The 11064-nt window shown below is 72.6% G+C and carries 10 protein-coding genes; 3 read left to right on the top strand and 7 right to left on the bottom strand.

Annotation, left to right across the window (positions count from 1 at the left end):
- Window positions 1–63: 63 nt before the first annotated feature.
- The 3 genes from ACYC1Z_RS11800 to ACYC1Z_RS11790 form a co-directional block, all read right to left on the bottom strand.
- Window positions 64–162 (bottom strand): 30S ribosomal protein bS22, encoded by a 99-nt coding sequence (locus ACYC1Z_RS11800; RefSeq protein ID WP_005504750.1) that lies wholly within the window; start codon window positions 160–162, stop codon window positions 64–66.
- 79 nt (window positions 163–241) lie between these two features.
- The gene (locus tag ACYC1Z_RS11795; protein WP_461409725.1) at window positions 242–457 is read right to left on the bottom strand and encodes a helix-turn-helix domain-containing protein; all 216 of its coding nucleotides are present in this window, start codon (window positions 455–457) and stop codon (window positions 242–244) included.
- A 94-nt stretch (window positions 458–551) separates the two neighbouring features.
- Window positions 552–1724, bottom strand: coding sequence for an acetoin utilization protein AcuC (locus ACYC1Z_RS11790; protein WP_461409724.1), 1173 nt, complete (start codon window positions 1722–1724; stop codon window positions 552–554).
- On the opposite strand from ACYC1Z_RS11790, the gene ACYC1Z_RS11785 reads away from it, so the two are divergent.
- Together ACYC1Z_RS11785 and ACYC1Z_RS11780 are read left to right on the top strand one after the other, a co-directional pair.
- Entirely contained in the window at window positions 1723–3243 is a 1521-nt protein-coding gene (locus ACYC1Z_RS11785; RefSeq protein WP_461409723.1) for a TrkH family potassium uptake protein, read from the top strand. The two genes, ACYC1Z_RS11790 and ACYC1Z_RS11785, sit on opposite strands and share 2 nt — an antisense overlap.
- An 80-nt stretch (window positions 3244–3323) precedes the next feature.
- Window positions 3324–3989 (top strand): potassium channel family protein, encoded by a 666-nt coding sequence (locus ACYC1Z_RS11780; protein ID WP_461409722.1) that lies wholly within the window; start codon window positions 3324–3326, stop codon window positions 3987–3989.
- Between the two features lie 120 nt (window positions 3990–4109).
- Here ACYC1Z_RS11780 and xylB read toward each other — a convergent pair whose 3' ends face one another.
- Both xylB and xylA read right to left on the bottom strand, forming a co-directional pair.
- The gene (gene xylB, locus ACYC1Z_RS11775) at window positions 4110–5570 is read right to left on the bottom strand and encodes a xylulokinase (RefSeq protein ID WP_461409721.1); all 1461 of its coding nucleotides are present in this window, start codon (window positions 5568–5570) and stop codon (window positions 4110–4112) included.
- Between the two features lie 18 nt (window positions 5571–5588).
- Complete coding sequence (gene xylA, locus ACYC1Z_RS11770) at window positions 5589–6779, bottom strand: xylose isomerase (RefSeq protein WP_461409720.1); 1191 nt, start codon at window positions 6777–6779, stop codon at window positions 5589–5591.
- A 70-nt stretch (window positions 6780–6849) separates the two neighbouring features.
- Between xylA and ACYC1Z_RS11765 the strand changes: the two genes are divergently transcribed.
- Complete coding sequence (locus ACYC1Z_RS11765; RefSeq protein WP_461409719.1) at window positions 6850–8076, top strand: ROK family protein; 1227 nt, start codon at window positions 6850–6852, stop codon at window positions 8074–8076.
- A gap of 135 nt (window positions 8077–8211) precedes the next feature.
- On the opposite strand, the gene ACYC1Z_RS11760 is transcribed toward ACYC1Z_RS11765, so the two are convergent.
- Both ACYC1Z_RS11760 and ACYC1Z_RS11755 read right to left on the bottom strand, forming a co-directional pair.
- A complete protein-coding gene (locus ACYC1Z_RS11760; RefSeq protein WP_461409718.1) occupies window positions 8212–9387 on the bottom strand; it encodes an acyl-CoA dehydrogenase family protein in 1176 nt (391 codons plus the stop codon).
- 135 nt (window positions 9388–9522) lie between these two features.
- Window positions 9523–10845, bottom strand: a complete 1323-nt coding sequence (locus ACYC1Z_RS11755) for a UDP-glucose dehydrogenase family protein (RefSeq protein WP_461409717.1) — start codon at window positions 10843–10845, stop codon at window positions 9523–9525.
- Window positions 10846–11064: the final 219 nt, after the last annotated feature.

The following is an 11064-nucleotide window of genomic DNA, read 5'->3' as shown; positions in this document are numbered from 1 at the left end:
GGAACGACGCAGGCCCGGCACCCGGCCGGGCCTGTGGTCACGGCGCGAGGAGCGCCGGGTGCGTCACTTCTTGTTGCGACGCTGGTGACGGGTCTTGCGAAGCAGCTTGCGGTGCTTCTTCTTGGACATGCGCTTGCGGCGCTTCTTGATGACCGAGCCCATAGGGACCCCTCTCACTGCATTCGAGACGAAGAGCGCGCAGCAGCCGGCTGCGCGCAGAACAAAAGGAGATTCTACCCGCTCAGTGACTCCCGGCCGACTGCTGACCCCAGTCGCCCAGACCTTCGGCGATGAGATTCTCCACAGCGGCCTGCGGAACGCGGAAGGACCGGCCCATCCGCACGGCGGGCATCTCGCCGGCGTGCACCAGCCGGTACACCGTCATCTTGGACACCCGCATGAGTTCGGCGACCTCGGCGACGGTCAGGAACTTCGGCGCCCCCTGATGCTCGGTCATGTCCACCCGTTCTCCTGCGGCGCTCGTCGTGGCGACCGTCTTCAGTTCGAAATATAGGGGTAAACCGCCTGGTCGCGAAATGGAACGGCCAAGATCAGTCCATCATCGGGTCGAGACCGTGCCACGGGAAGACTGCCCGGCGGGTGGCCATGATGGCCCGGTCGACCTCGTCGTCGGGGTTGAAGCCGTCCGAGAAGCGCGCGAACGCGCCGTCCCGCCCGTCGCTCATGGTCCGCGGCGGCGTCGCGTCGGTGAGCTCGTGGACCCACTCCCGCCACGGCTCGGGTACGGGGGTCGACGGGTCGATCGCCCGGCCCGCGACGGCCGCCACGAGGTGCGACCAGGCCCTGGGCACGGTGCCGATGACCTCGTAGCCGCCACCTCCCGAGGCGACCCACCGGCCCCCGGCGTGCTCCTCGACCAGGCTCTCGAGCATCAGGACGGCGGCCCGCTGCGCGTCCACGGAGACGTCGAGCTGGGCGAGGGGGTCCGCGCCGTGGCAGTCGCAGCCGTGCTGGCTCACCAGGATGTCGGGGGCGTGCGCGGCGACGAGCGGAGCGACCACCGCCTCGACGGCGCGGAGCCAGGCCGCGTCCGCCGTCCCGATCGGCAGCGCCACGTTCGCGGCGTACCCGCGCGCGCTCTGCGCGCCGACGTCCTGGGGGTAGCCGGTCCCGGGGAACAGGCTGCCGGGGTGCTGGTGGATCGAGATGGTCAGGACGCGATCGTCGTCCCAGAACGCGCGCTCGACGCCGTCGCCGTGGTGGGCGTCCAGGTCGACGTACGCCACGTGCGCCCCCTGGTCCACCAGCCACGCGATCGCCACCGCGAGGTCGTTGTAGACGCAGAAGCCGGAGGCCCGGTTCGCCATCGCGTGGTGCATCCCGCCGGCGAGGCTGACCGCCCGGGCCGCGGTGCCCTCCCACACCGCCTGCGCCGCGGTGAGTGTGGAGCCCACGATGCGCGCGGACGCGGTGTGGAGCTGGCCGAAGACCGGGTTGTCCGCATCACCGAGCCCGTGCGTCGGGTTCGCCCGCCCGTCCCGCTGCGCGGCCTTGACGGCGGCGACGAGCTCCGGGGTGTGGATCCGGAGCAGGTCCTCGTCGGTGGCGACGGGCGCCGGCACCACGGGCAGACCGTCCAGGACGCCGAGGTCCGCGAGCAGGCGACGGGTGAGCTGGAGGCGCACCGGCGCCATGGGGTGCCCCGCGCCGAAGTCATAGCTGACCAGGTCGTCGGACCACACCAGCAGGGCGTCAGCAACCATGGAGGTCACCGTAGCGGGCGGACCGCACGCGCACGCACCGCACGGGCGCCACGCGACCTCCCGCACGGCCATCGGGGCGCCGCTGTGCCAGAGTGGTCCGGGCCCGCGTCCGCGGGCCACCCGGATGAGAAGGGGTCGAACGGTGGCGGTGTCCCTCCGCGGTGCGCTCCTGGGCCTGCGGGACTGGATCGACTCCGTCGCCCGCACCTCCCCCGCCCGCCTGGCGCTGCTCGTGTTCGCCACGATCATCGCCATCGAGACCATCCTGCTCTCGCTGCCCGCCGCGACGGCATCCGGCGAGCGCGCCCCGTTCGTCGACGCCCTCTTCACCGCGACCTCCGCGGTGTGCGTGACCGGCCTCGTCACCGTGGACACCGCCACCTACTGGTCCGGCTTCGGCCAGGCGGTCATCCTCGTCGGGATCAAGATCGGCGGGTTGGGCGTGATGACGCTGGCGTCGATCCTCGGCCTGGCCGTCTCCCGCCGCATCGGCCTGACGCAGCGCATGCTCGCGGCGTCGGAGACCAAGACGGCCCGGCTCGGCGAGGTCGGCTCGCTGGTCCGCGCCGTGATCGTCGCCTCCCTGGCGATCGAGGGTGTGCTGACGGTGATCCTCACCCCGAGGTTCCTCTCGCTGGGCGAGTCCTTCGGCCAGGCGTTGTGGCACGGGCTCTTCATGGCGCTGAGCATCTTCAACAACGCCGGCTTCGTCATCGTCGACGGCGGCCTCGGGCAGTTCGTCGGCGACTGGTGGCTGGGGGTGCCCATCGTCGTCGGGACGTTCATCGGAGCGATCGGCTTCCCGGTGATCCTCGATGTCGGCCGACGCTGGCGCACACCGCGCCGTTGGTCGTTGCACAGCAAGCTCACGATCGTCACCTCTGCCGTGCTGCTGCTGGCGGCGACGATCTTCGTCGCGCTCTTCGAGTGGACGAACCCGGACACGTTCGGGCCCCTCGCCCTGGACGAGAAGATCCTGGCGAGCCTCGTCCAGGGCACCACGCCACGCTCGTCCGGGCTGGCGACCGTGGACATCGGTTCGATGCGCGAGGCGACGTGGTTCCTGGGGGACGCGCTCATGTTCGTCGGCGGCGGCTCCGCCTCGACGGCGGGCGGCATCAAGGTGTCCACGCTCGCCGTGCTCGTCCTCGCCATCGTGGCCGAGGCGCGCGGCGACCGGGACATCGAGGCCTACGGACGGCGCATCGGCTCGTCCACGGTCCGCCTCGCCGTCTCGGTGGCGTTCATCGGAGCCACGCTGGTCGGGGTCGCCACGATGCTGCTGCTCATGATCACGGATCTGTCGTTGGACGTGATCCTCTTCGAGGTGATCTCCGCGTTCGCCACGAGCGGACTGTCCACCGGCATCACCCCGGGCCTGCCCGACGGCGGGAAGTACGTCCTGGTCGCCCTCATGTACGCGGGGCGGACCGGCACGATGACGGTGGCCGCCGCGCTCGCTCTGCGGCAGCGGCGTCGCGTCATCCGCATGCCCAACGAGCGGCCCATCGTCGGCTGAGGCCCGCCGGCCCGCGTGCCCGGCGCACCGCACGTGGCACGATCGACCCGAGGCCCGCCCGGGCCGGGCAAGGAGCAGTGATGGCAAAGGAAAGCTCGCGGGACGCCGGCGTGCTGGTGATCGGCCTCGGCCGGTTCGGCTCGGCGCTCGCCGCCACCCTGGAACGGCTCGGCCGGGAGGTGCTCGCCGTCGAGCGGAACCCGGACCTCGTCCAGCAGTGGTCGAGCCGCCTGCCGCTGGTGGAGGCGGATGCGACCAACGCGGAGGCGCTGGCCCAGCTCGGCGCGGAGGACTTCCGCGTCGCCGTGGTGGGAGTGGGTTCCTACCTCGAGTCCTCGGTGCTCATCACCGCCAACCTCGTGGACCTGGGCATGCCGCAGATCTGGGCCAAGGCCGTCAGCGCCGAGCACGGCCGGATCCTGCGCCGCATCGGCGCGCACCACGTCGTCTACCCCGAGCACGACGCCGGCCAGCGGGTGGCGCACATGGTCTCCGGCCGCATGCTCGACTACATCGACATGGAGGACGGCTTCACCATCGTGAAGATGCGGCCGCCGCGCGAGACCCAGGGGTTCACGGTCGGCGAGAGCAAGGTCCACGAGCGCTACGGCGTCACGGTCATCGGCGTGAAGCCGCCCGGCGAGCCGTTCGAGTACGCCACCGGGGAGACGCGCATCGGCGCCGAGGACGTCCTCATCGTCTCGGGGGACTCCGGACTGCTGGAGAAGTTCGCCGACCGCCCGTAGGGAGCCGCTTCACCAGGACGGCCCCACAGCTCTTCGTGAACGTGCCGGGGAAGTCCGCCGACCGCCCGTAGGGGCCCGCGGCCCGCCGCGCTCGCTGTTCTCCGGCGCGGAACGTCGGCGTCAGCCCTCCCGCTCGGCGACGAGGTGGCGTCGCCCGGCGTAGCGTTCGCGCACCTGCGGCGTCGGGTCGGCCGTGTAGGTGCGGGTGGTCGTGGCAGTCCAGGTGGGCGGCTCGGCCGAACCCGCGAGGACCCACGCGGCCTGGCGGGCGGCGCCGTCGGCCACGTACTCGCCCGGCTCGGGCACCTGCACGTCGAGCCCGAGGACGGCGGGGGCGATGCGCCGCACGGCCGCGGAGCGGGCCGCTCCCCCGATGAGGCGCACGCGCGCCACGGGCACGCCCTGGGCGCGGACGGCGTCGAGGCCGTCGGCGAGTCCGCACAGCAGGCCCTCGACGGCGGCCCGGGCGAGGTGCTGCGGCGTCGCGGTGGCGAGGGTGAGCCCGAGGAGCGAGCCGGTGGCGCCGGGGAGGTTGGGGGTGCGTTCGCCCGCCAGGTAGGGCACGAGGGTGAGGCCGCTGGCGCCCGCCGGGGCGGCGAGCGCCAGCTCGGACAGGCCGGCGTGGTCCACGCCGAGGAGGCGAGCGGCGGCGTCGAGCACGCGGGAGCCGTTCAGCGTCACGGCGAGGGGGAGGAACGCGCCGGTGGCGTCGGCGAAGCCGGCGACCAGCCCGGTGGGGTCCGCGAGCGGCCTCGCCGAGACGGCGGAGACGACACCGGACGTCCCGATCGAGAGCGCGACGTCGCCGCGGGTCATGCCCAGCCCTAGCGCGGCCGCGGCGTTGTCCCCGGCGCCGGGCCCGAGGACCAGGTGCCCGAGGCCGGCAGCGGCCGCGCCGGTGCCGGCGCGCTCGGCGGGGCCGAGCACGCGCGGCAGCACGATGTCCTCGACGTCGTCTCGGCGCAGGGCGAGCGCGAGCAGGTCGCGCCGGTAGACGCCGCGGGCGGTGTCGAAGTACCCGGTGCCGGAGGCGTCGGAGCGGTCGGTGACGAGGGCGTCGAGGCCTGCGGCCCCGCCCAGCTTCCAGGTGAGCCAGTCGTGCGGGAGCGCGACGGCGGCGATGCGCGCCGCGTTGTCGGGCTCGTGGTCGGCCAGCCAGCGCAGCTTCGTCACCGTCAGGGACGCGACCGGCACGGAGCCCGTCGCCCGCGCCCACGCCGCCGGGCCGTCGCCGGGCCCCGACCCGGCGCGGCGACCGAGGTCGGCGACGAGGTCGGCGGCCGCCCCCGCGCTGCGGGTGTCGTGCCACAGCAGCGCGGGGCGGATCACCTCGCCATCGCCGTCGAGGGCCACCAGCCCGTGCTGCTGGCCCCCGACGGCGAGGGCGGCGACGTCGTCGAGCCCGCCGGCCTGGGCCACCGCGGCCTGGAGGGCGTCCCACCAGGCCGCCGGGTCCACCTCGGTGCCGTCCGGGTGCGGCGCCTGGCCGTACCGACGCAGCGCCCCGGTCGCGGCGTCACGCACCACGACCTTGCAGGACTGGGTGGAGGAGTCGATCCCTGCGACGAGCTGCTCGGTCATGAACCCGGTGCTTCCTTCTCAGCCGATGAGGTGGGCGATGGCGAGCTGGTTGAGGTGCACGAAGCCGAAGTTGCGCTCGGCGGCGGCGTCGGCGTCGAAGTCCTCGAAGGCGGAACGGTCCGCGAGGAGGTCCGCGAGGGTCTCGCCCGGGGCGAGCGTCGGCCGGGAGAGCTCGAGCACGCCGGCGGCCTCGAACGCGGCCCGGACCTCGGGGTCGGCCCGGTAGGCCTTCGCCTTCTCGGCGAGCATGAGGTACATGTCCATGTTCGCGCGCGCCGAGTCCCACACGCCCTCGAAGCCCTCGGTCCGGGAGGGCTTGTAGTCGAAGTGGCGCGGGCCGGTGTACATCGGGCCCTCGGCACCGGCACCGGGGAAGCCGTTCTCGATGAGGTCGACGGTGAAGAACGCGGAGAGCAGGTCGCCGTGGCCGAAGACGAGGTCCTGGTCGAACTTGATGGACCGCTGGCCGTTGAGGTCGATGTGGAAGAGCTTGCCCGACCACAGCGCCTGGGCCAGGCCGTGGGTGTAGTTCAGCCCGGCCATCTGCTCGTGCCCGGTCTCGGGGTTGAGGCCGACGATGTCGCCGTTCTCGAGCTGGGCGATGAAGCCGAGCGCGTGGCCGACGGTGGGCAGGAGGATGTCGCCGCGGGGTTCGTTCGGCTTGGGCTCCAGGGCGATGCGCAGGCCGTAGCCCTTGTCCTTGATGTAGCCGGCGACGGAGTCGATGCCCTCGCGGTAGCGGTCCAGGGCGGCGTTGACGTCCTTGGCGCCGTCGTACTCGCTGCCCTCGCGCCCGCCCCACATGACGAAGGTCTCGGCGCCGAGCTCGGCGGCGAGGTCGACGTTGCGCAGGATCTTGCGCAGCGCGAAGCGGCGCACGGAACGGTCGTTGGAGGTGAAGGCGCCGTCCTTGAAGACGGGGTGGCCGAAGGTGTTCGTGGTGACCATCTCGACGACGAGGCCGGCGTCGTCCACGGCCTTCTTGAAGGTGGTCAGGATCTGCTCGCGCGTGGCGTCGTCGGAACCGAACGGGACGACGTCGTCGTCGTGGAACGTGACGCCCCAGGCGCCCAGCTCGGCGAGCTTCGTGGCGTACTCCCACGGGTCGAGCGCCGGGCGGCTGGCCTCGCCGAACTGGTCACGTGCGGTCCAGCCGACGGTCCAGAGCCCGAACGAGAAATGGTCTTCGGGGGTGGGCTTGCGCACCATGAGGGTCTCCTTCTCGAACACTTTGTTGTTACTTGAAACTAAACTGTCCGGGGCGGTAGGGTCAAGCCCGATGAGCATCGACCTCGGGCCGACAGCACGCGTGAGCGCGAGCCAGGCGGACCTGCGGGCCCACAACCTCGCCCTGCTCACCCGCACGCTCTTCGCGAGCGCCGTCCCCGTCTCCCGCGCCGAGCTCGCGGGCGCCACGGGCATGACCCGCTCGACCGTGTCCCGGTTGGTGGAGGACCTGATCGCGGCCGGCATCGTCAGCGAGCTCGAGCCGGTGCTCGCGGGGGGCCGCGGACGCCCCGCGGTGCCGCTCGTCCCGGCGGCCCGCACGTTCGTCGGGCTCGGCCTGGAGGTCAACGTCGACCAGATGCTCGGGCAGGTGATCGACCTCAGCGGCGCCGTCGTCACGCAGGAGTCCGTCCGGGGCAACTTCCGCGCGTCCGACGCCGCCGTCACCCTCCGCGGCCTCGGCGAGCTGGCCGTCCGGCTGGTCGGCGAGGCGCGCGCCGCCGGGTGCACGCTCATCGGCACGGCGCTCGCACTGCCCGGCCTGGTGCACCGGAACTCGAGCCGGCTGCTGCTCGCCCCGAACCTGGGCTGGCAGGACGTGATGCCGTTCGAGCTCCTCGACATCGACCTCGCGACCCTCGGCGACACGCGGCTGCTCGTCAACGACGCCAACGCGGCGGCGCGGGCCCTCGCACTGACGGCGCCCGGCCGGCCGGGCGAGGTGACCACGTTCCTGTACGTCTCGGCGAAGATCGGCGTCGGCTCCGCGATCGTCGTCGACAGCGAGGTCACCACCGGCCGGCACGGCTTCGCCGGCGAGATCGGCCACCTGACGGTCGTGCCCGACGGCCGGCAGTGCCGGTGCGGCGCGCGCGGGTGCCTGGAGCAGTACGCGGGCAAGGCCGCCGTCCTCACCGCCGCCGGCCTGCCCGACAGTGCGGGCGGGGCCGAGCTCCTCGCCCTGGCCGACTCCGGCCCCGCCGGCGCCGCCGCCCGCGAGGCCCTCGACACGGCCGCCTGGGCGCTCGGCGTCGCGCTCGCCAGCACCGCCAACCTGCTCGACGTCGAGGACGTGATCCTCGGCGGTGACCTCGCCCCGCTCCACGATCGGCTGCGGCCCGGGATCGAGCGCGAGCTGGCGCGGCGGGTCCTGTCCTACCCGTGGTCGCACATCCGGGTCAGCGCCACGCCCCGGCAGGACCCGCTCGCGACGACGGGTGGCGCCTTCCAGATCCTCTCGCGGGTCGTCGACGAACCCGCCCGGTTCCTGCCGGCCTGACGGTGCTTCCGCAGGCTCGCCAGGACTCGCCGTCGGGCCGCGCGTTCATCGGTGACATGTGGCGGGCGGTACCGCGGTGGCGGGCGGCATCGGCACGGTCCCCGGCGGCTCCGCCGGTGGGCCCGACGACGTCAGCTACTCCGCCGGCGGCCAGGGTTCGATCTTGCCCAGCAGCACGTTCGCCCACGCCCCGTGGACCGACTCGTCATCGCTCGGGTGGTAGATCCCGGCGAGGACATCGCGGTACAGGCGGGAGAGTTCCTTGTCGCTGGAGTAGGAGGAACCGCCGGCCACGCGCATGACCTTGGTGACGACGTCCAACGCGACCTCGGTGGCCCGCGACTTCACCGCGCTCAGCTGCGGCATCCACAGCGGCCCGCGGTCGACCTGGTTGTCGACGTCGGCGGCGATCTGCGCGATCTGCGGGTACACGCCGTCGAGCGCGATGGCGGCGTCCGCCAGGCGCCAGCGGATGTCCGGGTCGTTCGCATACGGTGCGCCGCCGTTCTTCAGCGACTTGCGCCTGCGGACGGTCTGAACGCCCACCTCGATCGCGCGCCGGGCGACACCGGTGTAGACGGCGGCGAGGAGGATCTCGAAGTTGGCGAAGACACCGAAGATGAACGGGTCCATGGTGGGCCCCGGCGGGATGCGCCGCACGATGCGATCGGCGGGGGCGTGGGCGCCGTCGAGCACCGTGGAGCAGGACTGCGAGGCGCGCATGCCGAGCACGTCCCAGTCGTCCTTGACGGTGACGCCGCCGCCGTCGCGGGTGATGAAGCCCCACACGTTGTGGGTGCCGTCCGCACCCGAGGTGTCCGCACCGAAGGTGCCCAGACGCGTCCAGGCGGGCGAGAGGGACGTGAAGATCTTGGTGCCGTGGAAGGCGTAGCCACCTTCGCCGTCGGGCCGGGCCTCACTGGCGGAGCCGAAGAGGACGAGGTCGTTGCCGGCCTCGGAGACGCCGAAGCCGAACAGTTCCCCCGCCACGGACTCCTCGAGGACGAAGTCCGTGGAGTGATCGCCCCGCTCGTGGACGGCCTTGGCGACGCCGACCCACACATGGTGCATGTTGACCGCCAGCGCGGTCGCGGGCGCAGCCCCGGCGAGGCGCATCTGCTCGCGTGCCATCTCCGCCAGGCTCAGGCCAGCACCGCCGAACGATTCCGGCACCAGGGCGGTGAGGTAGCCGGCGTCCTTCAACTCGGCGAGGTCCTCGTCGAAGAAGGAGTTCTCTGCGTCGTAGCGCGGCGCTCGCGAGCGGATGCGCTCGAGGAGGTCCTCGGTGAGGATCTGGCGCTCGTGGCCCATGGCGGTGTCCCTTCCCGGGGAGATCCTCCGACCCTATGCCCGCAGAGTCGGGTTCGCGCCGCCCCTCCCCGGTCCGCCCCGCCACCGCCTGGGCCGCCCGCCGCCCTGGTACCTCCGTCCCACCCGGATGTCGGGTCAGGGGCGCCCGATGCCTGTGTACGTCCAGCCGGCGGCGCGCCAGGCCTGGGGGTCGAGGGCGTTGCGGCCGTCGATCATCCATGGGGTGCGGACGACCTGCTTCAGGGCCACGGGGTCGAGCCGGCGGAACTGTTTCCACTCCGTCAGGAGCAGGACGACGTCGGCGTCCCGGGCGGCCTCGTAGGCGTCGGCGGCGATGGTCATGTCCGGGCGCTGCTCGGCGAGCCGCGCCCCGGCGGCGGGGTCGGTGACCACGACGTTCGCGCCGGCGCCGGCGATGGTGTTGGCGATGTCCAGCGCGGGGGAGTTGCGCATGTCGTCACTGTCGGGCTTGAACGCGGCACCGAGCACGGCGACGTTCTTGCCGGAGAAGCTCCCGCCGAGGGCGGTGCGGGCGAGGTCGACCGCGTGGTCGCGGCGCCGGTCGTTGATGGCGTCCACCTCGCGCAGGAACGTCAGCGCCTGGTCCACGCCGAGCTCGCCGGCCCGGGCCATGAACGCCCGGATGTCCTTGGGTAGGCAGCCGCCGCCGAAACCGATACCGGCACGGAGGAACTTCTTGCCGATGCGGTCGTCGAAGCCGATGGCCTCGGCCAGCTCGGTGACGTCCGCGCCGGTGGCCTCGCACAGCTCGGCCATGGCGTTGATGAAGGAGATCTTGGTGGCCAGGAAGGAGTTCGCGGCCACCTTGACCAGCTCCGCCGTCGCGTAGTCGGTACTCAGGCGCGGGATCTCCTTGGCCAGGAGCGGCTCGTAGACGGCGTCGAGCACGTCACGCGCCGCCCGGGCCGCCCCCTCATCGCCGGGCAGGCCGTAGACGATGCGGTCGGGAGAGATCGTGTCCTGGACGGCGAAGCCCTCCCGCAGGAACTCCGGGTTCCACACCAGCCTCGCCCCGGTGGGGTCGATGCGCCCGGCGAGCTCGGCGGCGGTGCCCACCGGGACGGTGGACTTCCCCACGACGAGGGTCGGGCCGTCCCGGTGGTGGTCCAGGTACGGGAGCAGGGAGTCGACCGCGGCGTCGACATACGTCAGGTCGGCGGCGTCGCCGCCCGCGACCTGCGGGGTGCCGACGGCGATGAAGTGGACCTGGGCGTCGGCGAGGTCGGCGAACTCCGTCGAGAACCGCAGCCGGCCGGAGGCGACCTGACGCTGGAGCACCTCGTCGAACCCCGGCTCGTGAAACGGTGCCGTACCCGCCGAAAGCAGGACGACCTTGCCCTCGTCGACGTCGATCCCGATCACGTCATGCCCCAGCTCGGCCATGCACGCGGCGTGAACCGCACCCAAATAGCCACAACCGATCACCGAGATCCTCATGGCTCGCACGCTAGTGGTGGGGCGGAGTCACCGTGGCCGACTTGGCCGCACGAAACCCGGTTCACCGACGCCAGGTCGTGGAACCTCCGCTCCACGTTCACCGGAGCAGGCGTCGGTGGCCGCCTCGGCCGCACGAAACCCGGCTCACCGACGCCAGGTCGTGGAACCTCCGCTCCACGTTCACCGGAGCAGGCGTCGGTGGCCGCCTCGGCCGCACGA

This window comes from Georgenia sp., assembly GCF_054605595.1.
This window is presented reverse-complemented; position numbering and strand designations above follow the sequence as displayed.

Coding starts and splice junctions, on each gene's coding strand:
- xylA (WP_461409720.1), bottom strand. CDS start 6,779: ATGGTGCGCAAGCCCACCCCCGAAGACCATTTCTCGTTCGGGCTCTGG.
- ACYC1Z_RS11780 (WP_461409722.1), top strand. CDS start 3,324: ATGGCAAAGGAAAGCTCGCGGGACGCCGGCGTGCTGGTGATCGGCCTC.
- ACYC1Z_RS11755 (WP_461409717.1), bottom strand. CDS start 10,845: ATGAGGATCTCGGTGATCGGTTGTGGCTATTTGGGTGCGGTTCACGCC.
- ACYC1Z_RS11760 (WP_461409718.1), bottom strand. CDS start 9,387: ATGGGCCACGAGCGCCAGATCCTCACCGAGGACCTCCTCGAGCGCATC.
- ACYC1Z_RS11800 (WP_005504750.1), bottom strand. CDS start 162: ATGGGCTCGGTCATCAAGAAGCGCCGCAAGCGCATGTCCAAGAAGAAG.
- ACYC1Z_RS11790 (WP_461409724.1), bottom strand. CDS start 1,724: ATGGTTGCTGACGCCCTGCTGGTGTGGTCCGACGACCTGGTCAGCTAT.
- ACYC1Z_RS11785 (WP_461409723.1), top strand. CDS start 1,723: ATGGAGGTCACCGTAGCGGGCGGACCGCACGCGCACGCACCGCACGGG.
- ACYC1Z_RS11765 (WP_461409719.1), top strand. CDS start 6,850: ATGAGCATCGACCTCGGGCCGACAGCACGCGTGAGCGCGAGCCAGGCG.
- ACYC1Z_RS11795 (WP_461409725.1), bottom strand. CDS start 457: ATGACCGAGCATCAGGGGGCGCCGAAGTTCCTGACCGTCGCCGAGGTC.
- xylB (WP_461409721.1), bottom strand. CDS start 5,570: ATGACCGAGCAGCTCGTCGCAGGGATCGACTCCTCCACCCAGTCCTGC.